The following is a 24,094-nucleotide window of genomic DNA, read 5'->3' as shown; positions in this document are numbered from 1 at the left end:
GAGAGAGATGATTCATTTTCACAATTACAGCTGCCGGTATGCAGCCAAAGATGTGCTGCTGCGCAAGCTGAATCTTCATATCCGTGAGGGAGAGTTCGTATTCGTGACCGGGCCCAGCGGGGGCGGTAAATCGACGCTGTGCTTCTCCATTAACGGTCTGATTCCCAATGAGCTGCAAGGCTCAGAAATTGAGGGAAAGGTCGTCGTCGATGGAATCGAAGTCGCACAGGTATACCCTTATGAGCTGATCTCGATAGTCGGAACGGTACTGCAGGACCCCGAATGGCAGCTTGTTCGCGGAACCGTGAAGGAAGAGTTGACCTTCGCGCTGGAAAATATGGGGGTGGCCGCGGATGAGATCGACCGGAGACTGGAGGAGGTGGCTGAACGGACCCATATCAAGCCGCTTTTGCTCCGGTCGACACTGGAGCTTTCCGGAGGGCAAAAGCAGCGGGTCGCCATCGCGGCATGCCTGATGATGAGGCCGAAGGTCATCGTCCTGGACGAGCCGACTGCCGAGCTTGACCCGGCAGGCAAAGAGATGGTGCTAGAGACGATTCACGAGCTTCACCGCAAATGGGGCTATACGATAGTATTTGTCGATCATAACCTGGATGTAACGCTTCCTTATGCCGACCGTGTCGTCGTCGTGGCAGAGGGCCAGATTATTGCAGACGTTCCGCCGTCCAAATTGTACGATGTACCTGATATCGGGAAGCGGCTTCCGATGCCGCAAATTGTGGAACTGGCACGGAGAACCGGGGTACGGATTGCCGGCCGGGATGGCAGCAGTGCCGATCCGCTGACGGTCATGGAGCTGCAGGCAGCTCTGAATGATAGCCGTAAGGCTGGTAGTCCGGGCCGTCTGGTGTCTGAGACTCCGATAGGCGAAAACTCTGCTTCACCGATTATTGAGCTTAAACGGGTCATGTTCCGTTACCGGAAGCATGAGGAAGAGCTGACGATCAAGCCTATGGATTTAAAAATCAGCCGCGGGGAGTTTGTTGCGGTGATCGGACAGAACGGGGCTGGCAAATCGACTTTGTGCAAGCTGATTACGGGACTGCTGAAGCCGCAAAGCGGGGAAGTCCTGATTCATAACAAGCCATCGGCACAATACCGGGCTCAGGAGCGGGTGCGGCATATCGGCTTTGTCTTCCAGAATCCGGATTACCAGTTCGTGGCCCGGACCGTATATGACGAAATTGCTTACGGATTGCGGGTGCAGAAGCTGGGCTCACAGGAGATTGACGCCAAGGTCAGGGAAGTGTCGGCATTATTGCAGATCGATGCCTACTTGCAGGAGCATCCGCATTTTTTGAGCCGCGGAGAGCGCAGAAGGGTTGCCATTGCTTCTGTACTGGCTATGGAGCCGGATGTGATCATTCTGGACGAGCCGACAACAGGGCTGGATTCGGTTCGCTGCAGAGAATTAATGAAGCATATCTGCAACTTGTGGCAGCAAGGTCATACGATTATTATGCTAACCCATGATATGCGGGTAGTCGCTGATTATATCCCAAGGACAATCTTGCTGTCGGGCGGACAGATTGTATGGGATGAGGCGACGAGAACGGTCTTCACGCGCGGCGCAGAAGAGTTAAGCCGGTTCAACATCAGCGCACCGCCTGTCGTTGAATTGACCCGGCTGCTTGGATGGCAGTCGCCTGCATTGACTTCGGATGAATTTGTTGAAGCTATGGCGTGCATAGAGACAAGAGGAACACCAGCGGAAGCTTCAGGAGGAGTGTCATGAGCCGGGCATTTGAAATCATGATGCTTGGTGTCGGCAACGGATTTGTCAAATCTACCCATCAAAACAATGCCTTGCTCAAAACAGGAGGCAAGCTTTATCTGATTGATTGCGGAACAACCGTGTGGCATAGCCTTCGCGAAATCGGGCTTGGTTTTGAGGATATAGAAGCCATCTTTATTACGCATCTTCACTATGATCATTGCGGCGGTCTTGACGAGGCTGCATTATATGGTGCATACGCGGCTAACCGCAAAATGAAGCTCATCCTTCCCTCTCCCATGCGTCCATTGATCTGGAATCATACGCTGCGCGGGACGCTGGAAAATACGGCAGGGAATAAAACTTCATTGGAGGATTATTTCGAAGTGCAATGGGTGGAAGAAGGGGAGGCGTTTACCTTTACAGAGCATCAGGAAGCGAATGGGAGAGATGCTGCGGATACGATAACTGCTTCGAAGCCGTCCCTGGAGCTGTACTGGCTGCAAACAAAGCATGTCCCTTCCAAGTTCAGTTGTTCGCTTATTATTGGCGAATCTTTCTTTTACAGTTCGGATATACAGGCTGACCGCGGGCTGATGGAGCGTCTGCATGAGCAAGGAATAGAGGCTTATTACCATGATGCCTGCTTTACCCCGAATCCGGTCCATGCCAGCGTGGAGCAGTTGCTGGAGTATCCTGAAGAAATCCGCAGCAGGATGTATTTAATGCATTACGGCGAAAAGCCGTCCCATATCACCGCAGCCGATCTGGGCGGCATGACGCTGCTGCGCCAGCATCAGTGGCTGAGCTGGGGGTCATCTGTTGAGATGGCGAAATGAGCGGATCTTATGTAAAATGAACGATAGCATGTTGAGGAAATGATTCGGACAGTGTTGGAATAACGGGATGTATTCCGTTCACTTGGAATTGTAAGGAGTGATTATGAGTGAAGAATGCTTTTCCTTTCGTAAGGACAGAGCTGCCTGATTGGATGGTACCTGTAATTGAGAAGGTAGCCGCCAAGATGCATGATGATGCAACAGGACATGACTTGCTGCACGCCGTACGGGTTATGGAATTGGCCGGGGCAATTGCAAAAGAGCTTGGGGTGGAGAAGGAGCCAACTATGACAGCCGGGCTGCTCCATGACTATTACCGCAAGGAAGAGAAGCAGAGCGGACAATTGCATTACGGGCCGGAAGCGATAGCAGCCTTGAGACAGGAGTTCGGTTCAATGATTGCCGAAGCACTAGGGAAAGACGGGCTTGAAGATGTGCTGGCTGCCATTGCGAGACATGAAGAGTATTATTTTGATCAAGATCAAGGTGAAGATGTGCTGGCCCTGCCTGTTCTGCTGCAAATTTTGCAGGATGCCGACCGGATTGAGGCGATTGGCGCAGTCGGTGTTGCACGCACATTCATGTTCGGCGGCGCCCACGGGCTGCCGCTGGCGGAAGATGCCGAAATTAATGCAAATACATGGTTCGATCCGGGCACACGTCCGAAGGGCTCGGTACACCAGCATTTTTATGAGAAGCTGCTGCGCCTGAAAGATGGAATGCATACGGCTCCGGGACGGAAATTGGCCGAGGAACGCCACCAGTTTATGCTGATGTTCGTCAGGCAATTGGAGAGCGAGCTGGAGCTGGAAAGTCCGGATGCTGTGAACCTGGCAAGATAGTCGGCGGAATGGAACAGAAATAAACGTTACTAAATAAAACGGCTGCGAGGTTGCTTCCATCACGGCCGTTTTAAGTTACGCAGGTTAAATTATTCCGATCCATTTTGTGAGTTCATAAAATCCTGCGATGACAGGCGCATTAGCTGATTGTCTTGATATGTCCCATCAAACAACTCGTGATTTTTCAAAATTTTTACCTTCTGGAAACCACATTTTTCGTAACTTTTAATAGCCCGTTCATTCCTGATTTGCGGGTCTACATAAATCTCTCCAGATTGACATTGGACAACCAGATATTTAAGCATACACTTCATTGCAAGGGTTCCAATACCCTGATTCCAATACTGATGTTCCCCTATAAAAATATCGATTCCATACGGAAGAGTATCTTTCCCGGCATCATATCGTTTAATATCGTCTTGTGTAAGCTTATAAAACTGCAAATAACCGACATGCCTTCCTTCAAACTCAATTATACATGCCTTTACATCACTTGCTTCTTTTGTCCGGGGACCATACTTGGCAATGATGTTATCCATTGTGTATTTTGTGCCGGGTCCTTCTATGTAGCTGAGGACGTTCGCATCGGTTAGCCAATTATGCAGCGTTGTGAAATCCTGTTCGTTATCCTTCATACTTCTGATGGCTATCGGCTCTTTTGAAGCATATAGCAATTTGATCAATCCCCCTTCCTTATCGTGTGTCCGGCTTAAATTTATGACTGTATCCATAGTTTGACAATTGTTTTTCTTTCAAGCAGGTTATGCATTCAAATCAGCTCTATACCTTGTTATTATTAATTATATCATGATTTCCGAGGGAGTTGCATTTGTTGCCCATCCCTTGAATGAAGTGTAAGATGCGGGGAGTTGAAGCCATGGGAAACCGGACGTTTCTGACTATTAATGAGGATGAGGCTGATGTTGGACAGTACGGTGACGTAGCGTTTGAAACGAATAATTTTCTCGCGCCGCTATGGTTTTGTCTGATCAGTGAAAGTCAATATCAGGGCTATCGCCAGCAGTTATTGGATGCCTGGGCAAAATTGAAGCCCTTGATTGATGCAGCTTCCATGGGAGAGGAGGAGCTTGACGAGCTGCCTGAGCAGATTGCCTTTTTTGAAGCCTTGGATTGGCATATTCCATGGAATGAAGCAGTGAGCCAGATGAGGCATTGCCTGCCCGCCGTCCTGGCCCGTTATCCGGGTTTGGCTCCTCATATAAAGGAATGGCTGGAGACGTTATATTCCCATGTGAGGGAGCAGCGGAATCCGATTGTCCATTTGGAGCTGGTCCAGTTTTTCAGCTTTTACAGTGAGCCGCTGGAATACCTGAAAGCTGTGGAAGCCTGTCTGGATCTGTGGAGGAATCCGAATTCCGCGAAGTTGACGGATCAAGGCGGAATGAGTGCCGATGCTTACACCCTTGGCGGGGAGCATTTGCCTAAAACAGGACTTACCCCGGAACCGCAAGACGAAGCTCCGCTGCAGCAGGATACGTATGTGCATGCCCAGACAACGGAACAACTGTCCGGACATCCGGACGGCAATACACATCATCCGGGCCCTAAATGGCGGGAAGAGCTTCACATTTGGCTGCTTGCGGTTTTGCTTGCTGCAATTTCCATAGGCATATGGGCTGCAACCTCGAGCGGCTGGCTGGCGGCGCTTGCTTTCGTCCTTGTTGCCGGGATTATTACCTGGCGGGAAGCAAGCAGGCAGCCGCGCAAGCTCACAATTAGCGAAAGTCACCGGGCGGCTCCGGCATCTGAGGCAAAGGCAGAGAAAATCTCCTATGCGGAAGGCAGCTCTCCGATCAAGCTTGAAGGCATTGAGGCAGAGAATGCCTTGGATCAACAGCATTACTTGGTCAGATGGGAACATATTGAGTTGGTAACGTTAAACGTGAACGGCGATCTTGTGCTTGCAATCCGCGAGGAATACAGAGGGATGTACCCAAAGCTGCTGCATGTTCAGCGAGTTGAAGAAATGACGCCAGAGCTTGTTTTGAGAGCCGTACAGGTGATGATCATGTTATCTGAGGATAAAGAAGAATTGTATGAAGATTCATGAAAATTATGAATGATGGTTAGCAGGACTATGACTTGATATTAACAGCGTAATTTGAAAAGTTGTAGAGATGATCGGAATATATCATTTCAATAAATCCATTAGCCGGCCGGCATATGTAATCCAATCTTTATCATCCGTATTTATTTCTATGGTTGGCAAAACAGATAATTTTGCTTGTCTGCGCAGTTCGGATTGGGTTTGTATAAAGGCCTCTGCTGATTTCCTAATGTCTTCTTTGGATTTATGCTTCCATTCATTGGGAGTTCTGCTTTGCATTCTTTGCTCCACGATTTCGGAAGAGACTGTTAATAGTACACATTTACCTCCAAGGAGCAGCAATTCGTTCTCAATGGATTCAATTTCATCTGGAGAGTCATGCGGAAAGGCAGCTCTATGATTCAAATGAAACCTTTCCAGGATAAAAAAGATGCCTCTTGATGCCCTGGAGGCATCGGGTCCCAAATAATCGGCCCAATCATTTAATTGTCGCAGCATTTGAACTCTTTCTTTTAGAACTTGAAGATGCTGATCGCGATTCAATTGTTGGAACTCCCCATGAACATTATTTAATATTTGGGAGTAATGCTCACTAAGCACAATAATGCTGCGCTCCGACTGTTCATCTTGTGCCTGAAGCAGCTTTAGAGCTTTTAGAACGGATGTTTTTCCCGCATTTGAATACCCTTCCAGAATAATGCCTCTGATATGGTTCACTGTATACCTCCAACTTTGATTTGAAAATTAATTATAGCAAAGATTTACACTGAAATCCTTTAAACTCAATCCATTTTTCACCATCTTAATAACAAAATTCCATCGAAACCGGGTTTCCTGAACATTTTTCTCTTTATAAAGATATCTTAATAAAAATCTTATTTATTTAATCATTTCTCAATAGGAGTTAAGATTTCAAGGTACAAACTTTTCAATTTTTTAAGTTTCTCTTTAAAGCAATTTAAGAGCGCCCTTTTATCATTAAGATATCAGTTGGACAGGGGGCGTACCGGATGATAAGAGAAACCGGGGTTAAACATAGATCAGGCAATAAATGTGTACAAGGTCAAATGTACAGCATGAAGCCGGGGAACAGGCCGTTCATCGAGCTGCGGCTGCAGGATACGGAGGTTTATCAGGGCCTTCTGGTTCTGGTTAACCGGGACCATCCTGTACGCCATCAGGAGCAGCAGACGGAAAAGCTTCCGGGGTATATTTTGCGGTCCATGCATGCTGAGGAACCGGATATTTCACTGGAGAGAACGTGTCTCCATCAGCTGGCCGCTTTGATTGATGCCTGCGAAGCTACAGACAAGATTACAGTGGTCAGCGGCTACCGTTCAAGCCGGAAGCAGCGGCAAATTTATGAGAGCACACTTGCCAGCCATGGGGAGGCATTTACAGCCAGTTATGTCGCACTGCCGGGGGCAAGCGAGCATCAGACTGGACTTGCTGTCGATGTCGGGCTTCTGGACCGGGAGCTGGACTATATACGTCCGTCATTCTCAGGTGAGGGCGCAAGCGGTGTATTCCGGGATCTTGCTCCTGTGTATGGATTTATCCAGCGTTATCAGGAGGGCAAGGAAGAGGTGACAGGCATCGCCTGTGAGCCGTGGCATTACCGCTATGTGGGCTATCCTCATGCTGCCATTATGGAGCAGCGCGGCTTATGTCTGGAGGAGTACACGGGATATGTGAAAGACTTTCCGTGGGGTATCCGCCATCTCTGTTATGAAGATGGGGAGAGAGTGTACGAGATTTATTATGTGAAGGCAACCGGTGAAGAGACTGATGTGCCGATTGTTACCGGGGGCAGCGCCGAATGGTCCGGGAATAATCAGGACGGCTACATTATCACTGTATCCCGTACGGATAGAAATCAGGAACAAGCCTGATCAAAATCGCTCAGCCTGTATACGATGCTGCTGCCTGCATTAAACAAATGGTACAGAACATGCTTTGAGACGATCTAACCGGTACCTTTGTCCGATTGTGCTGCAGCTCTGACCTGCTCGGTAAAAAGGATGGCATTATCGATGGATTCCTGCAGCATCTCAACAAATTGCTCTGCCTCGGAGCTGAGCGGGCGGTTCTTCAGCTTGATCCAGCCGAGCCGCATCTTGTCCCCGTAGTCCTCCAGCGGAATCGACATGATCCGGCTGTCCATAAATTCTTCAAGCAGCAGGCCGCTTCCGGTGGATACGACATCGGTATTGCATACAATATTGACGGCTGTGGCCCGGTCGTTAACGACAATGACCCGGCTGGGCTGACGGGCCGGGATAAGATTAAATTCCTCGGCGAAATCAATGGATTCCCCTTGCTTATGCTCAAAGGCCATGTAAATATAGTCGTTCAGTTCCTCGGCACGCAATGATTTTCTGCCGGATAGCGGGTGGCCCTTGCGTACATAGACGCAGGGCTGTATTTTTTTCAGCAGATGAAACTCGATATTCCGGTTATGCAAAAAGCGCTTGATGATTTTCTCCGTCAAATTGGAGGTGAAAATAACGCCAAGGTCAGATATTGAGGTATAGACATCATCGATAACCTTGTCCATACTCGTCTCCCGGATCGTAAAGTTGAATCTCGGATTCCGTGTCCGGTTGACCAGATTGACAAAGGCATCGACGGCGAACGGATACCGCTGGGTTGAAATGGAGAATTGGGCCTCCGGCTCCACATGAGTGGAAGCATACAGGCTCTCAATATATTCTTTACGCTCCAGTAATGAATTGGCATAGCTCAGAAATTGCCTGCCCTCCGCGGTCAGCTCCACGCCCTGATTGCTCCGTTTAAAGATGGGAATTTTGATTTCCGCCTCAAGCTCTTTCAGAGCGCTGCTGATGCTCGATTGTGAGACGAACAGCTTGGCGGCTGCCTTGTTGATAGAACCGCACCGGGCAATTTCCGCGACATATTTGATTTGATGAAATTTCATCTTTAGAAGCCCTCCGCTATGAACGTTGCTGTACTGTCTGATACATAGTAGTTTATTATTCCATCCGCAGCCAGTCAATTCGTTATCTATAAAAGCGATAACAAACGGCCTGTTTTATGTCGTATGACAGAATGAATAGCTACGGTATAATTCAATATGGAAGTAACAGGCAGGATAGAAGCAGCAGTGCATGTTGACAGGCGGGGGAACGACGTATATGAAACAGAAGAAGATGGGAGCGCTGACTCTCAGCGGTTTTATTATTGGGCCTGTACTCGGCTCGGGCATATTCATTTTGCCGCCGATTGTGCACAGTATAGCCAAGGAATGGGCAATTGTAGCCTGGGTGGTTATGATACTGATCAGCTTTATGGTGGCGTTTATTTTTGGATTTCTAAGCATTCAATTTCCGGGCGACGGGGGCGCAACAAATGCGATTGAGCATGTGTTCGGCACCTATGTCAAACGGCTCGCAGCCTTTTACCTGATTATTGGCGTTACCTTTGGCGCAGCAGCCGTATTGCTGACAGCCGGTCAGTACATCGAGAAGCTGGGAGGTATCTCGTCCTTAAGCACCGGATACATATTGCTGCCGTTATGCATTGCGTTGCTGCTTGCCAGAGTGAATCTGGTAGGTAAAATAGCGCTGGTGATGTCCATTGTCTCAGCGGCTGTACTATTTATCGGGGGAGCCAAGAGCCTGATCGTTTCCGCCGATAATATGGTCATTACGAGCAGCTTTAATGTTTCAGATTTCAGCTACGCTTTGCTCATCTTATTCTGGGCGGTTTTTGGCTGGGAGGTTATCGGGAATTACAGTGCGGATGTGAAGGACCCGAAGAAGACGATAACTAAAGCGATTTTACTGAGCATTGTCGCTATATCTGTCGTTGATCTCATAGTAGCTGCTGCTGTGCAATGGTCGGATGCCGGACTGCCGGGCGGCGGCGACCTGACGATAACAGGAATCATGTATCCGGTATTTGGAGAAATGAGCCATCTTGTAATGGCGGGGCTTGCTTTGTTCTTATGCTGCTCAACGTATTTTTTGTATGCCGGCGGCATATCCAGACTGGTTGCCTCGCTGGCAAAGGACGGCGTATTGCCAAAACTGCTGGGCAAGCGATCTGCCCAGGATGTGCCTTATGCGGCTGTGCTTTTCATTTTTGTGCTGAATACCCTGGTGCTGACGGGGGTACAGGCGGGCATCTTTAGCCTGGAGAAACTGGTGGCATTTGCGAACAGCTTTTTGACAATGAATGCATTAATCGGCATTTGTGCAGGAATTGTGCTCATTCCCAACCGGTTTATCAAAGCAAGCGGGATGCTGCTATCCGTGATCATCATCGGGATGCTGGCTTTCCATTCCACAGCAATTTCTCTGGTCATCATGATCCTGCTGGCCGTTTATTATGTAGGCAAGCAGCTTGTATCCAACAAGAAAGCAAAAGCTCTGTAGCGCTGGACCAGAGAGTGTCAGGCACTTCGTGCGATTGCTTGCAATGACTTCTGTCAGGAGGCTCCGGCATTGCAATGCAATGTCCGGCAGCCTTTTTTAAAAATATCTCCTTGACATTATATGGGCCAGAAATTATTATAGGGGTGTAAACATCCTAATGTAATGACATTAGGATATTAAGAATTAAGTAACGTGGCAGCCAGATGTTTGATACCATTTTTAAATACCAAGATTCAAGTAAGACAAAGGGGCTTATGCTTATGGCCGACCTGTTTGGCAAAACCTTAAACAAAGAGGTGCCGATTCCTTATTATTACCAGCTTAAGGAGATTCTGCTGGACTATATTACGAATCATCACCCGGACCGGAATGTTCCGATTCCAGCTGAAGTCGATATTAGCGCACATTTCAATGTCAGCAGACCCACTGTCCGCCAGGCGATTAATGAGCTTGTCGTAGAGGGCTATCTCGTCCGCCAGAAGGGCAAGGGCACATTCGTCATGAAGCCGAAGATTAGCCAGGCGTTCTTGCAGAACCTGGAGAGCTTCAATAATGAAATGACCAAGAAGGGACTTGAACCGTCCACGAAAGTCATCGGGCTTGAAGTGATCGAATGTGACGAGAAGGCGGGAGACGCGCTGCGGATTCCTGCAGGCAGCAAGGTTATCAAGCTGCGCAGACTGCGCTATGCGAATGATGAACCCATTGTATATGTGATTACGTATTTGCCGTATGACCGCTGCCTTCCGATTATGGACAAAAATTTGGAGTTCGAATCGCTGTACAGCATCCTGAGGGAAGTATGCGGGCTATCACTTCTGAAAGCAGTGCGCAACCTGGAGGCTGTTCTGGCTGGAGAATATGAAGCGGACCTTCTTGATATTGAGAAAGGTGCGCCGATTCAGTACATTAAGAGTGTGACCTACCTGGAAGACGGATCACCGATTGAATACTCGCTCGCCAAATATCGTGGTGACCGGAGCCAGTTCACATTCGAGCTTGGTATACGGTAAGCGGATTTCCGCTTGCCGGACTTTTTGCTCTAATATGTAAGGACATATTAATGTTATTATGTGGGGATGGTGTTGAAGAGTGGATATGAAGGTGGAAAAAGTAAAACGGGCAATGCTGGGCATGCAGCGTCAATCATGGGAGCAGGGAGTAGCTGCACAGTCATTAATTGAAAGCGGTTACGAAGATGATGCGCTGCTGCTTGCGCATGATGCGGTCGTCCGTCAGGACCAATCCGGGCGCCTGGGCGTAACGGGAGATGAGAAGGCGGTGACGGATGCGGCCTCCAATGGAGAGCCGGTGTTGTTCGCTTATAACCGCACAGGGGATGAAAAATATAAACAGGCAGCCTTGCAAATGGCCGATTATCTGCTTCATACCGCTCCCCGTGCAGAGAACGGGGCATTGTCCCATCTGAACCACAAGAGCCAGGTATGGGTGGATTCCTTCTACATGGCACCCCCGTTCCTTTCAGCAGCCGGACATCATGAAGAGGCAGTCGCGCAAATCGAACGGTTCCGCGAGCTGCTGTTGATCAAGGATAAAGGCATGTATGGACATATTTGGGATGACGGGGAGAAGCGGTTCCAGCGCGCCGACTGCTGGGGCGTCGGCAACGGCTGGGCTGCGGCAGGACTTGTAAGAGTCATCCGCTCATTGCCGGAGACGATGAGTGCGGATAAACAGCGGCTAATCGGTTACCTGAATGAGCTGCTCGAAAAATGTATGCGCTACCAAAGGGATGACGGGTTATTCCATGATGTGCTTGACAACCCGGATACATTCGTCGAGACGAATGCGGCGCAGATGTTTGCTTACGCGATTTACTCCGGGGTAAAGGCAGGGTGGGTCGATGCGGGTTATTTGGACCATGCGGACAAAATCAGGAGCGCCGCCCACACCAAGGTAGATGAATTCGGATTTGTAAGGGGCGTTTGCGGCTCCCCGACATTTGACAAATCAGGTACGGCAACTGAAGGGCAGGCGTTCTATATTTTGATGGAAGCGGCAGCAAGGTAAAGAGCGACCGGGAAAGGGGCAGGAAGATGAACGCGGAAATTTTATGCTTGGGCGAGCTGCTGATCGATTTTGTTTCGATTGATGCGGACCGTTCGCTGGCAGACAGCAGCGGCTTTGACAAGGCACCGGGCGGAGCGCCGGCGAATGTGGCTGCAGGACTCGCAAAGCTGGGCAGAAGGGCTGGATTCATCGGCAAGGTGGGAACCGACCCGTTCGGCGATTATTTGACACAGGTACTGCAGGATGCCGGAATTGATGTCCGCGGCATGAGCGCTGATGCGGAGGCCCGGACGACCTTGTCGTTTGTCGCCAACCGTTCAAGCGGTGTACGGGACTGCATGTTTTACCGCAATCCCGGGGCGGATATGCTGCTGGCGCCGGAGGAGCTGAGCGAAGAGGCATTCCGGTCTGCCAAAGCATTCCATTTTGGCTCCATCAGCCTTGGTTGTGAGCCGGTCCGGTCGGCGACCATGCAGGCGCTTGAATGGGCAAAAAAATACGGCTTGCTAGTCTCCTACGACCCGAACTTGCGGCTTAGCCTGTGGGATGATGAAGAGCGGGCCAAAAAGGAAATTCGCGCGGGTTTCAAGTCTGCCGACATTGTCAAAATCAGTGAGGAGGAAATGGCCTTCGTGACCGGATTTGAAAGCTTTGAAGAAAGTGCTTCCTATATACTGGGCCAAGGGCCAAAGCTTGTTCTGATTACAAAAGGCGAAGATGGCTGCTTTTATACCGACGGCAGCAGAAGCGGCCATATCGGCGGTCATCGGATGCCAGTTGTGGAAACGACCGGCGCCGGAGATGCCTTCGTCGCCGGACTGCTCGCCAAGCTGCTGGAGCGCCATGACCAGGCTGGCCGGTTCGAGCTGGCAGCGGACGAAACGACGGTCGGAGCGATCCGCTTCGCCAACGCTGCGGGCGCACTGGCTGTCACCAAGATAGGAGCAATTCCGGCGATGCCCACGCAGGCAGATGTGCTGCGCCTGCTTGAAGGGGAGGGAGCGCAATGAGGCTGGGCGGATATGTGAAGGCTCCGTTCGACGGGCCTGAGGAGTGGGTTCGGGAGGCCAGACGAATCGGGTTTCGGGCCGTGACTTGCCCGGTTGATTTCCGGGCGGATGACGAGACTGTCCGTGCGTACCGCGAGGCAGCCAGGCAAGGGGATATTGTTATTGCCGAGGCAGGTGCTTGGGGAAATCCCATCAGTCCGGATGAAGCCGTGAGGTCTGATTCCATATCGTTCGCCCAGAGGCAGTTGGAGTTGGCTGAGCGGATCGGTGCGAAGGTCTGTGTGAACATTACCGGCTCCCGGAGTGAACAATGGGATGGACCTCATGAAGAGAATCTGACGGACGATACCTTCGCCCTGATTGTCGATTCAGTAAGGGAAATTATTGATGCCGTAAAGCCGGTGAACACGTTTTATGCATTGGAGACGATGCCCTGGGCGTTCCCGGACTCGGCAGACAGCTACCTGGCCTTGCTGAAAGCCATTGATCGGCCGCAGCTCGCCGTACATTTTGACCCGGTGAACATGATCAGCTCGCCGAGAACACTGTATGGGAACGGGGAGATGATTCGCGATTTTGTGAAAAAACTCGGGCCCCGCATCCGCAATGCCCATGCGAAGGATATTGCGATTGGCAGCAAGCTGACGGTGCATTTGTCAGAGACCATGCCCGGCACCGGGCTGCTTGATTACCGGGTGTTCTTGACCGAACTGAACAGGCTTGACCCGGATATCCCGCTGATTATTGAGCATCTGATAGAGGAAGCAGAGTATGTGGAGGCCTATGCCCATATCCGGGGCGTGGCTGAAGAACTGAACATTACAGTTTGACGTGTACAGCAGACAGGAGAGGGTCAAATGGCTGACGTGAGATTGGGCTTTATTGGGGCCGGAGCGATGGGCATTATTCATCTGGATACATTCCGAGGGGCCGCAGGGGCAAAACTTGCCGCAGTCGCAGATGTGTCTGAGGAGCGGGCTGTCCGGGCGGCAGCCGAATACGGAGTAGAGAAGACGTACACGGATAGCGTCAGGCTGATTGCTGACCCGGATATTGACGCTGTCGTCATCAGTGTGCCGAATGCATTGCATGCAGAACTGGCTGTGGCATCTTTGGAGGCTGGCAAACATGTGCTGCTGGAGAAGCCGATGGCGATGAACGCAGCGGAGGCGGAGCATATCCTGGCAGCACAGCAATCTTCAGGCATGACGCTGATGATCGGGCACCAGATGCGCTGGAAAGCGCCGATAGCTGCCGCCCGGCGGTACATTGAAGAAGGAAGGCTGGGCAAGGTCTATTATGTCAAAGCCGGCTGGCTGAGACGGATGGGCATTCCGGGATGGGGAACCGCCTATACCTCAAAGGCCATGATGGGGGGCGGCTGTGCGGTCGACATCGGCGTGCATATGCTTGATGCAGCTCTGCATGTATGCGCTCCCCGCAAACCGATTGGAGTCTATGGCGCAATATACGGAGCGATTGGCAGCCAGCGCAAGGGGATCGGCACATGGGGCGTACCCAATTGGAACGGTTCCTTCGATGTCGATGATCTGGCGACTGCGATGATCCGCCTGAACGACGGTACAATCATTCATTTGGAGGCAAGCTGGGCAGCGTATACGGATGGGGAGGAGAACGGTCCATACCTTCACGTTATGGGCGATCAGGGCGGCATCGTAATCCGCGACAGCGGGAGCCGGTTTCTGACGGAGGCAGAAGGCCAGCCTGTCAACGAGGTGCTGGCAGAACCAAGCGGGGACGGTGTGGAACGGCTGCTGCTCGCAGAGCATTTTCTCACTTGTATTCGCAGCGGAGCCGCACCGTTGACTGACGGATGGAGCGGTTACCGGAATCAGAAGGTGCTTGATGCACTGTACAGGTCTTCGGAGACAGGGTCCGAGATCAAAATTGATGACTTCTGAGAATGCCGGATTCCGAGTTGGATACTGACTGTCTTTATTGTCCATATGAAGGTCTGTACTGCTGCATACCGCCGATATTTTGCCGGGGAGGTGATTTGGCCCTTAATCGGGTTGGACGGTTTTAGAAATGCTTAGAGATGCGAAATATCCAAACACAGTTATATGACCAGGAGGGGTTCACTTGAAAGTACAAAGCTCGGCTGTGAAGTTTTTTGCACTGATTCTAAGTTTGTCTATCATGCTGGCAGGCTGCGGAGGCGGCAACAGCACCACGAACAATCCGCCGGCTTCTGATCCGCCGGCCAACCCGGACACAACCGTATCTGAAGGGGGAGAAAAAGCTCCTGCGGATTACAAGGGCGAAATCACATTCTGGGCATGGGGCGATTATGAGAGCAAGCTCATCCCTGAATTTAATAAGGATTATCCGAATATTAAAGTCAATGTCGTCGTTGTACCGAATGCCGACTACGGCAAAAAACTGCAGACCACGATTGCTTCCAAAGGCGATATGCCGGACGTAGTATTGCTGGAGGCAAGCGGACGCGGCCAATTTATGCAAATGGATGCCTTCGAAAATCTGGAGAAGCCGCCATATAACGTCAATCGGGCAGATATCGTCGATTTTGCCATTCCGCTCAATGAAAATGAGCGCGGGGAGATCGTGACCCTGCAGGAGGACGCAACAATGGCAGGAATCGCGTACAAGCGGAATCTGGCCAAAGAATATCTGGGTACGGATGATCCGGACGAGATTGAGAAGATGTTCAGCTCGTGGGATGATTTTATCGCCAAAGGACAAGAAGTGTATGAGAAAAGCGGCGGTAAAGTCACGCTGATGGATGGCATTCTTGAAGGCGGTTACAAAATGGTCAGCGGTGAATATACGGAACCGTTCGTCAAGGACGGCAAGCTGAATATTGAGTCGACCTTCCTCCCAACGTACAAGACGCTGGAGAAGATGGTCAAGAGCAATACCGTCGGCAAGTATGAGACCTGGTCTTCACCATGGAACGCAAGCTTCGCTAACAATACGGCTATCATGTATGCATGTCCGACATGGTTCGTACCGTTCGGCATCAAGCCGAATGACAAGAACGGCACCGGCAACTACGGCCTGATCCGCGCGCCAATCGGCGGCTACTCCTGGGGCGGAACCGGAATGTCCATTCCGAAGGATGCGAAAAACAAAGAGCTGGCCTGGCAGTTTGTAAAATGGGTGACACTGTCTGAGAGCGGAGCTACTGCGTTCAAAAACCTGAACAACACGGCAACGCTGTATAAGCCTGTATTCGAGAAGGAAGGCTTCTATACGGACAAAGATCCATACTTCGGCGGTCAGGATATTATGGCGAAGTTCACAGCGCTTGGCAAGGAAGCGAAGGTACGCCCGATTACGAAGTATGACCGTCTGATTAATGATTCAAATACGCTCGTGCTCAAAATGATGATGCAAGGAACATCAGCGGAGGAAGCCTACGACACGCTGGTGAAGGACGTTCTCAAGAAGGCGCCTGAACTGAAATAACATCAACTTGCCTGGCGCACCGCATCTGTGGCGGCGGCTCTCTTAAGGAGGGCTCTCCCCCGCAGGTGCGGACCAGGAACACAGAGAGCGGGTGAGTTCAATGAGCGGTTCTATGTCGCGTGCAGCCAAAGAGAGGCGCATTGCGCCCTACGTGTTTATATCGCCGTTTTTCCTGATTTTCGGAGCATTTTCCCTGTTCCCGATCCTGTTTACCTTATACATCAGCCTCACGGACTGGAGTCTTGGCGGCGCGCCGCAATTTATCGGTTTTGGCAACTATGCGGAAGTATTGCAGGACAGCCGCTTTTACGATGCGCTTTTCAACACGGTGCTTTTTATGATCATGATTATTCCGCCCCAAATCATCATTGCCCTGTTCATCAGCGTTCTGCTGACGAACGGCAGGGTGCCATTGGTAGGGACGTTCCGGCTGGTTAATTTCCTGCCGTATATTACGACTTCAGTTGCGGTCGGCCTGATCTTCGGAATATTGTTTGACTGGAATTTCGGAAGTGTCAATGTCCTGCTGGCAAAGATTGGCCTGATTAAGGAAAATGTCAATTGGCTCGGCCAGCCATGGCCGTCGCGGATTGTCGTCAGCCTGGTTACGGTCTGGAAATACTTTGGCTATACGGCTGTTATGTTTCTTGTCGGCATCTCCGGCATCAGCCGCCAGCTCTATGAAGCGGCCGATCTGGACGGCGCGAGCAAGATGCAGCAGTTCCGTTTTGTCACACTGCCGATGCTGCGCCCGGTAATGGTATTTGTTATTTTGACGACGATGATTGGCTGCTTCCAAATTTTCGATGAGCCCTACATGTTGTTTACAGGCATGGGCGCATCGGTTGTCGGCGGCCCTGAGGGGGCGGCATTGACCGGAACGTGGCTCATTTATGACAATGTGTTCGGCAGTCTGTCACGGTTTGGATACGGCTCGGCCATTGCTTACGTGTTATTCCTCTTTATCAGCATGGTGTCCTTCGTTACATTCCGGTTGATGAACAAGGGGGAAGATGCATGAGACAGAGAAGCCTTGCAGACTGGATAGGCCTGGCGGTCATGCTGGTCATTTCCCTGGCTGCATTCTATCCATTTTATTCGATGATGATTATGAGTACGTACGAGTCTAACGAGTTGTACACCGGTATCAAGCTGCTGCCGGGATCTTACCTGGGAGAAAACCTGAAGACCCTGTTTTCCATTGACTTTCTGGCCTTTTACAAAAACAGCCTGATTGTGGCATTGTCCACAACGGTGCTTGGGGTACTCGTAAGCGCAGCTGCCGGATTTGCATTCGGAAAGTATGAATTCCGCTTCAAAAAGACGTTGTTTGTCATGGTGCTGGTAACGATGATGATTCCGATGCAGTTCGGGATCGTGGCGTTCGTGCTGGAGATGCGCTGGCTCGGCTGGCTCAATACATTGCTGCCGCTCATTATTCCGCCTGCGGCCAATGCGTTCGGCGTATTCTGGATGACCCAGTTCGCCAGAAGCACGATTCCCGGCGAGGTGCTGGAGAGCGCCCGTATTGACGGGTGCGGGGAGACAGGGCTGTTCTTCAAAATCGTGCTGCCCTTCCTGCGTCCGGCATTTGTAACACTTGGCCTGCTGTTCTTCCTTTGGTCGTGGAACAGTTTCTTCGTCCCGCTGATCGTCTTGAGCAAGGATTCGCTCTACACAATCCCGCTTGGAATTCGCGGCCTTGCCGGCCAGTTCCGTGCGGACAATGCAGCGCAAGTTCTCGGATTGACGCTGGGCACGATTCCGGTGCTTGTATTTTTCTCGATCTTCTCTAAGAATTTAATTGAAGGATTGGCTTCTTCGGCAGTAAAAGGATAATGAGCAGCCATATTGCCCCATGACTGCTTAATTTCCCAGGGAGCTTATAAAGGAAGTGTTAAGAAAACTGTGAGGGAGGCGTGGATCGCGATGAAAAGTCTGGTTACGGACGGAAAGGGCGGGCTTCAGGTTGCGGAGCTGTCCCGCCCTGTATATAACGATTTTCAGGCGCTGGTTAAAATGGAAAGCTGCGGACTGTGCCGGGGAACGGATACAAAGCTGATTCAGGGCAAGTTCAAGGGGTTCGATACGTATCCGGCTGTGCTCGGACATGAAGGCGCAGGCCGTGTCATTGAGAAAGGTGCTGCGGTAACGAGCTTTGAAATTGGCGATCTGGTGCTGCTGCCTTTTCTGGAGGGGACTGCTGATGAGACCTATCATTCCGGCTGGGGAGCGTTCTCGGAATATGCGGTTATCGGAGATGCCAAGGCGCTGATTGCGGCAGGGAAGGGTCCGGGGCATCCGCTGTTCTCAGAGGCCTATTATGCCCAGCAGGTTGTGCCTCCGGATATTCCGCCGGTTGAGGCGGCGATGATCGTCACGTTCCGCGAGGTGCTTGCAGCCTGTCATCGCTTCGGCTTCAAGGCAGGGGAGAATGCCGTCATCTTTGGTGCAGGTCCTGTCGGGCTGACATTCATCAAGTTTGCCAAGCTGCTTGGGCTGGGTCCGATTGCCGTCTCCGTCAACCGCGATGAGAAAATTGCCGAGGCGATGGAAGCCGGAGCGGATTATGTGTTCAATAGCACGAAGTGTGATATCGTTCCGGCGATCCGCACTGTATTCCCGGATGGTGTTGACTACACAGTCGATGCCATTGGTGACAATCAGGTATTGGCCCAGTCTATGGAACTGGTACGTGATGGAGGAAGAATATGCTGTTATGGCGTTTCTTCCGAGCTGAAGATGGAACTGGACTGGAGCAAGGCAGCTTACAACTGGTCGCTGCACTTTGTTCAGTGGCCGTCCAAGCTGGAGGAGTCCGAGTGCTATGAGCAGGTATTATCCTGGATTCGCTCCGGCGATCTCGTGTTATCGGATTACATCTCAGATGTGCTGGATTTTTCGGATATTGGTTCACTTGGAGACTACTTGGAAAAAGGGCGCATCAGCAAAAAGTTGATTGTCCGTTTTGGAGCTTCGTAACCTTTAAGAAGATTTCAATGGACCGTACATTTTGATTATATGTTCCAATTTATTTATTCGAAAAAAGGTGGGATTTCACACATGTTAACGCCAAAACTGTTCGCCAAACTCCCTGAAAATAGAGCCGTCACCCCGGATGCCATGGCTATTGATGCCAAGGGACGCCTGATCCTGTCCTGTCCCAACTATGCGAACCCTGCGATACAGGGCTGCCTGTTCCGGTTCGGAGAAGATCATGTGCCTGAGAAATGGGCGGATGTCCCGCTGCATCCGGTTACAGGCAAAGCGCATCCGATGGGCATCGCCTTTGGGCCGGATGGCGACCTGTACATTTGCGATAACCAGGGCTGGTCGGGAGCAGACGAATTGCTGTTTCAGGGACGCATTTTGCGTCTGACAATTACGGAAGCCGGAGAGGTTGTGAGCACGAAGGTCGTCGCTTCGGGCATGGAGCACCCGAACGGCATTCGTATCCGGGACGGTTATTTGTATGTGACACAGAGCCTGCTGTCAAAGGTGCAGGACCCGAGCGGCAAGCTGGTTAGCTGCGTCTACAGATTTGCTCTTGATGACGAGGGAATCGAGGTCACCAATACATTGGCGGATGAGCACATTTGGACGACGTTCCTGACACATAACCCGGATTGCCAATACGGTGCGGACGGCATTGTGTTTGACAAAGCAGGGCATCTGTATGTCGGTAATTTCGGAGATGGCGCTATTCACAAGATTGTCTCCGCTGCCGATGGTACGGTCATCAGCAACGAGGTATGGGCGCAGGACCCGGAGCAATTGCAGAGCACAGACGGCATGATCTTCGACGATGCCGGGAATTTGTACATTGCTGATTTTTCGGCGAATGCAATTGGCATGGTCACTCCGGAAGGCAAAGTGGTGCGTCTGGCACAAAGCCCGGATTCGAACGGCCTGAACGGAGAGCTGGATCAGCCGGGAGAGCCGATTGTCTGGAATGGCAAGCTGGTCGTTTCCTGTTTTGATCTGGTGACCGGGCCGGATAAGGTCAATACGAAACATGAGCTTCCGGCAACGCTATGCTATCTGGATTTGTCAGAGCAAATGTAAACGAATTAGAGCGGGTGCTACAGCCCCCTCTCGCTGCAGATTTAGATCTGCAGCGAGTTTCATGTTCTTATGTCATGACAATTTAACATTGTTCTGACGGAAAGGTGGCATTGTGATGAACAAAGTTCTCATTACTCCGAAGTCCTACCATCACTATAAAGACACAGCCTACGCCTTGCTTCGGAAGAGCGGCTATGAGCCAGTGGAGAATCAAACGGGGCGTACACTGACAGAGGAGGAGATCGTGACGTTTGCCCGTGAGGGCGTGGCAGGCATTATTGTCGGTGTGGACCCGCTGCCTGGCCGCGTTCTGGAGCAGTTGAAGGATGTCCGGGCCATCTCCAAATACGGAATGGGCGTGGATAACATTGATATCGAACGGGCGGAGGCGCTCGGGATGCAGGTTCGTGCCGCCAAGGGAACGAACAACGTGTCTGTAGCCGAGCTTGCGATCGGTATGCTATTTGCTGCATCACGGCATATTCCTGCGATGAACGCGGAAGTGAAAACGGGAGGCTGGGGACGTGTGCTGGGCAGGGAGCTGACCGGAAAGAAACTGGGTCTTATCGGATGCGGTCAAATCGGCTTTGAGGTTGCCAAGCGGGCACGCGGGCTTGAGATGGAGGTCGTGGTATATGATCCGTTTCTCGGAGATGATGCCTTTGCCGGCCGCCCGGGCATATACCTGGAACGCAGCCTTGATACCTTGCTCGCAGAGTCGGATTATATATCGCTGCATGTGCCAGCGACCAAGGAAACGCATCATCTGATTAATGAAAGAACATTGGCAGCAATGAAGCCTACAGCCTTCTTGATCAATACCTCACGGGGGGAACTGGTGGATGAGGATGCCTTGTATGACGCCTTGACATCCGGAAGGCTGGCGGGAGCGGCGTCGGACGTTTATTCCAGCGAGCCGCCGCTCCCCGGCAGCAAGCTTGCACAACTGGATACATTTATTCTTACGCCCCATACCGGAGCCTTTACCCATGAAGCAATAGAAAAGATGGTCTTACGGTCGACCGAGAATTTGCTTGACATGCTGAATTCCAATTCTGCGACCGCAAACTAACGCCCCAACCAAAGGAGAGAACCGATATGATACTGCCTGACAAAGCGACCCAACCGACGATGTACTTCATTGGCGTAACAACAGGAAAATCATCCATTATGAAGCTGTTCCCGCAATGGGCGGATGTACTGGGGCTGGAAGGAGCAGTCATCAAGGGCATCGATATTGCCATCCATGCCGATCCTGCGGAATATCGCCGCGTCGTTGAATTTATTCGTGACGATAAACTGTCGCTTGGCGCATTGGTCACCACGCATAAGATCGATTTGTACGAAGCAGCCAAAGATTTATTCGATGAGCTTGACCCGTATGCTGAAATGTTTGGCGAATTGTCTTCCATCTCCAAGAGGGACGGCAAACTGGTCGGGCACGCCAAGGACCCGATTACGAGCGGTTTGGCAATGGAGGCATTCGTACCGGAGGGGTTCTGGGAACGCCATGGTGGCGAGCTGTTTATTATGGGGGCAGGAGGAAGCGCAATCGCCATTTGCTCTGCATTGCTTGAGGAGAAGCACGGCAAGGATGTTCCGTCACGTATTGTTGTTACAAACCGAAGCGAGCCGCGGCTCAAGGAGATCGAGCGAATCGTGCGGACACTGCGCCCGGATGTAGAGGCGGATTTCCATCTGACCCCGGTTGCGGAGGATAATGATGCGGCGATGCATGGCATCAAGCCGAACTCGCTTCTTGTAAATGCTACCGGGCTTGGCAAGGACCGTCCGGGGTCGCCGCTGACAGACAGCGCTGTGTTCCCGCAGGGAAGCCTGGTGTGGGAGCTGAATTACCGCGGCGAGCTGGATTTTATGAAGCAGGCGCAGGCTGCTGCAGCCTCGCAGTCACTGACTGTAGAGGACGGCTGGATTTACTTCCTGCATGGCTGGACGCAGGTTATCGCCGAGGTGTTCCACCTGGAGCTGACCCAGGAGCGGTTTGACCGGATTGAGCAGCTGTCGGCAGCTATTCGTTAGAGAATCGAAGGGAGAGAGATGAATATGAGCAATCAATCCGCAACATTGCCATTTACCGAATTTTTTGATCTGAAAAGCGGCTTGTCTGACACCAGAACGTCTACCAGGCGCCAGCTGTCCCGCATGAAAGGAATGTATGCCAATGAAACAGCCTTCGATCAGGCTGTTGCGGATGGCGATCCGCTGGTCTATGAATTTTATGAGCTCACGCTGCCGGAGCATCCGGGCGAGCTGCTTTTCGGAACGAGCATTGTGTATCCCGGCAAGGTGGGGGATGAATACTACATGACCAAAGGCCACTTTCATACCATTCTGGACACAGGCGAGGTCTACTATTGCCTTTCCGGTCAAGGGTATATGCTGATGGAAAACCCGGAAGGAGACGTCAGGGTGGAGAAGTTTAGCCCCGGCGCAGCCGTCTATGTCCCGCCGCGCTATGCGCACCGCAGCATTAATAGCGGCAATGAGCCGCTGGTCACCTTCTTCGTATACCGGGCGGATGCCGGACATGATTACGGAACGATAGAAACCAAAGGCTACCGCAAACGGGTTGTAGACCGGGACGGCGCGCCGGAAGTAATCGACAACGAACGGTGGAAAGCCTAGAGGATAAGGAGGAAATGACGATGGAATACACTTTTCTAGGCCGCACAGGAATGCGCGTCAGCAGGCTTTGTCTGGGGACGATGAATTTCGGTGTGGATACAGAAGAAGCAGAGGCCTTCCGCATTATGGATGCCGCGCTTGATGCGGGCATTACATTTTTTGATACGGCGAATATTTACGGCTGGGGTGAAAATGCGGGCGCGACCGAGACTATTATTGGAAAATGGTTCGCCCAGGGCGGAGGACGCAGAGAGCGGGTCGTGCTGGCGACCAAAGTATATGAGCCGATCTGCAATCCGCTGGACGGGCCAAATGATGTCAAAGGGCTATCACTGTACAAAATCCGCCGTCAGCTTGAAGGATCGCTGCGGAGATTGCAGACGGATCATATTGAGCTGTACAAAATGCATCATATTGACCGCCGCACGCCATGGGAGGAATTATGGGAAGCGTTTGAGACGATTGTCCGCCAAGGCAAGGCCGATTATATCGGCTCCAGCAACTTTGCAGGGTGGCAATTGGTCAAGGCGCAGGCTGCTGCCAAGGAGCGCAGATTTATGGGCCTTGTGGTGGAGCAGCACAAATACAGCCTGCTCAGCAGGCTGCCTGAGCTGGAGGTACTGCCTGCAGCCCGTGATCTGAGAATCGGCGTTGTAGCCTGGAGTCCGCTCGATGGGGGGCTGCTTGGAGGACGGGCTCTCAAGACAAGCGGCGAAGGACGGACAGACCGCCAGAAGGCGCTTATTGAAAAGCACCGCGGCCAGTTGGAACGTTTCTCGGCACTATGCGCACAGCTTGGGGAGAAGGAAGCAAATGTTGCTCTCGCCTGGGTGCTGGCAAACCCGGACCTGACGGCTCCGATCATCGGGCCGCGTACGGTAGAGCAGCTGCATGACTCCTTGCGGGCAGTCGAACTGTCGCTGGACGTCTCTGTGCTGGCTGAACTGGATGCCATCTTCCCGGGTCCGGGCGGCGAAGCGCCTGAAGCGTATTCCTGGTAGAACGGAGGGG

General features: G+C 51.6%; 23 protein-coding genes. 20 read left to right on the top strand and 3 right to left on the bottom strand.

Going from position 1 to position 24,094, the window contains the following annotated elements; translation table 11 throughout:
* Window positions 1–7 precede the first annotated feature (7 nt).
* From H583_RS0124775 to H583_RS0124765, 3 genes are all read left to right on the top strand, one after another.
* Window positions 8–1,756 carry an ABC transporter ATP-binding protein gene (locus H583_RS0124775; protein ID WP_028562840.1) on the top strand — a complete coding sequence of 583 codons (1,749 nt, stop codon included), beginning with the start codon at window positions 8–10 and terminating at the stop codon, window positions 1,754–1,756.
* Window positions 1,753–2,574 carry an MBL fold metallo-hydrolase gene (locus H583_RS0124770; protein WP_028562839.1) on the top strand — a complete coding sequence of 274 codons (822 nt, stop codon included), beginning with the start codon at window positions 1,753–1,755 and terminating at the stop codon, window positions 2,572–2,574. The genes H583_RS0124775 and H583_RS0124770 overlap by 4 nt, the downstream gene beginning before the upstream one ends.
* Window positions 2,575–2,681: 107 nt before the next feature.
* Entirely contained in the window at window positions 2,682–3,416 is a 735-nt protein-coding gene (locus H583_RS0124765; RefSeq protein WP_028562838.1) for an HD domain-containing protein, read from the top strand.
* 89 nt (window positions 3,417–3,505) lie between these two features.
* Here the strand turns inward: H583_RS0124765 and H583_RS34175 are convergent, their stop codons facing one another.
* On the bottom strand, window positions 3,506–4,099 hold the full coding sequence (locus H583_RS34175) for a GNAT family N-acetyltransferase (RefSeq protein WP_161631217.1): 594 nt from the start codon (window positions 4,097–4,099) through the stop codon (window positions 3,506–3,508).
* Between the two features lie 194 nt (window positions 4,100–4,293).
* On the opposite strand from H583_RS34175, the gene H583_RS0124755 reads away from it, so the two are divergent.
* Complete coding sequence (locus H583_RS0124755; protein WP_028562837.1) at window positions 4,294–5,487, top strand: hypothetical protein; 1,194 nt, start codon at window positions 4,294–4,296, stop codon at window positions 5,485–5,487.
* 81 nt (window positions 5,488–5,568) lie between these two features.
* Here the strand turns inward: H583_RS0124755 and H583_RS0124750 are convergent, their stop codons facing one another.
* Window positions 5,569–6,027, bottom strand: coding sequence for a hypothetical protein (locus H583_RS0124750; RefSeq protein WP_245585996.1), 459 nt, complete (start codon window positions 6,025–6,027; stop codon window positions 5,569–5,571).
* 467 nt (window positions 6,028–6,494) lie between these two features.
* Between H583_RS0124750 and H583_RS0124745 the strand changes: the two genes are divergently transcribed.
* Complete coding sequence (locus H583_RS0124745) at window positions 6,495–7,376, top strand: D-alanyl-D-alanine carboxypeptidase family protein (protein WP_154665983.1); 882 nt, start codon at window positions 6,495–6,497, stop codon at window positions 7,374–7,376.
* Window positions 7,377–7,450: 74 nt separating this feature from the next.
* On the opposite strand, the gene H583_RS0124740 is transcribed toward H583_RS0124745, so the two are convergent.
* Complete coding sequence (locus H583_RS0124740; protein ID WP_028562834.1) at window positions 7,451–8,422, bottom strand: LysR family transcriptional regulator; 972 nt, start codon at window positions 8,420–8,422, stop codon at window positions 7,451–7,453.
* A gap of 217 nt (window positions 8,423–8,639) precedes the next feature.
* Between H583_RS0124740 and H583_RS34170 the strand changes: the two genes are divergently transcribed.
* From H583_RS34170 to H583_RS0124665, 15 genes are all read left to right on the top strand, one after another.
* Entirely contained in the window at window positions 8,640–9,881 is a 1,242-nt protein-coding gene (locus H583_RS34170) for an APC family permease (RefSeq protein ID WP_161631216.1), read from the top strand.
* A gap of 260 nt (window positions 9,882–10,141) precedes the next feature.
* Window positions 10,142–10,894, top strand: a complete 753-nt coding sequence (locus tag H583_RS0124730; RefSeq protein WP_028562833.1) for a GntR family transcriptional regulator — start codon at window positions 10,142–10,144, stop codon at window positions 10,892–10,894.
* A gap of 91 nt (window positions 10,895–10,985) precedes the next feature.
* The gene (locus H583_RS0124725; protein WP_211228357.1) at window positions 10,986–11,912 is read left to right on the top strand and encodes a glycoside hydrolase family 88 protein; all 927 of its coding nucleotides are present in this window, start codon (window positions 10,986–10,988) and stop codon (window positions 11,910–11,912) included.
* Between the two features lie 26 nt (window positions 11,913–11,938).
* A complete protein-coding gene (locus tag H583_RS0124720) occupies window positions 11,939–12,922 on the top strand; it encodes a PfkB family carbohydrate kinase (RefSeq protein WP_028562831.1) in 984 nt (327 codons plus the stop codon).
* Window positions 12,919–13,752: a sugar phosphate isomerase/epimerase family protein gene (locus H583_RS0124715; protein ID WP_028562830.1), complete on the top strand. Its 834-nt coding sequence runs from the start codon at window positions 12,919–12,921 to the stop codon at window positions 13,750–13,752. Before H583_RS0124720 ends, H583_RS0124715 begins: the two co-directional genes overlap by 4 nt.
* A 27-nt stretch (window positions 13,753–13,779) precedes the next feature.
* A complete protein-coding gene (locus tag H583_RS0124710) occupies window positions 13,780–14,844 on the top strand; it encodes a Gfo/Idh/MocA family protein (RefSeq protein WP_028562829.1) in 1,065 nt (354 codons plus the stop codon).
* Between the two features lie 181 nt (window positions 14,845–15,025).
* Window positions 15,026–16,372 (top strand): ABC transporter substrate-binding protein, encoded by a 1,347-nt coding sequence (locus tag H583_RS34165; protein ID WP_051236962.1) that lies wholly within the window; start codon window positions 15,026–15,028, stop codon window positions 16,370–16,372.
* 100 nt (window positions 16,373–16,472) lie between these two features.
* Window positions 16,473–17,393, top strand: coding sequence for a carbohydrate ABC transporter permease (locus H583_RS0124700; protein ID WP_051236960.1), 921 nt, complete (start codon window positions 16,473–16,475; stop codon window positions 17,391–17,393).
* Window positions 17,390–18,211 carry a carbohydrate ABC transporter permease gene (locus H583_RS0124695; protein WP_028562827.1) on the top strand — a complete coding sequence of 274 codons (822 nt, stop codon included), beginning with the start codon at window positions 17,390–17,392 and terminating at the stop codon, window positions 18,209–18,211. Before H583_RS0124700 ends, H583_RS0124695 begins: the two co-directional genes overlap by 4 nt.
* A 90-nt stretch (window positions 18,212–18,301) precedes the next feature.
* Entirely contained in the window at window positions 18,302–19,354 is a 1,053-nt protein-coding gene (locus H583_RS0124690) for a zinc-dependent alcohol dehydrogenase (RefSeq protein WP_028562826.1), read from the top strand.
* Between the two features lie 81 nt (window positions 19,355–19,435).
* Complete coding sequence (locus H583_RS0124685) at window positions 19,436–20,437, top strand: SMP-30/gluconolactonase/LRE family protein (RefSeq protein ID WP_028562825.1); 1,002 nt, start codon at window positions 19,436–19,438, stop codon at window positions 20,435–20,437.
* 115 nt (window positions 20,438–20,552) lie between these two features.
* Complete coding sequence (locus H583_RS0124680; protein ID WP_036710929.1) at window positions 20,553–21,509, top strand: phosphoglycerate dehydrogenase; 957 nt, start codon at window positions 20,553–20,555, stop codon at window positions 21,507–21,509.
* Window positions 21,510–21,535: 26 nt separating this feature from the next.
* On the top strand, window positions 21,536–22,477 hold the full coding sequence (locus tag H583_RS0124675; RefSeq protein WP_028562823.1) for a shikimate dehydrogenase family protein: 942 nt from the start codon (window positions 21,536–21,538) through the stop codon (window positions 22,475–22,477).
* A gap of 24 nt (window positions 22,478–22,501) precedes the next feature.
* Window positions 22,502–23,083, top strand: coding sequence for a glucose-6-phosphate isomerase (locus tag H583_RS0124670; RefSeq protein WP_245585995.1), 582 nt, complete (start codon window positions 22,502–22,504; stop codon window positions 23,081–23,083).
* Window positions 23,084–23,103: 20 nt separating this feature from the next.
* Window positions 23,104–24,084: an aldo/keto reductase gene (locus H583_RS0124665; protein ID WP_028562821.1), complete on the top strand. Its 981-nt coding sequence runs from the start codon at window positions 23,104–23,106 to the stop codon at window positions 24,082–24,084.
* Window positions 24,085–24,094 lie beyond the last annotated feature (10 nt).

The sequence above is a fragment of the Paenibacillus pinihumi DSM 23905 = JCM 16419 genome (assembly GCF_000422505.1).
GTDB lineage: Bacteria > Bacillota > Bacilli > Paenibacillales > Paenibacillaceae > Paenibacillus_D > Paenibacillus_D pinihumi.
This window is presented reverse-complemented; position numbering and strand designations above follow the sequence as displayed.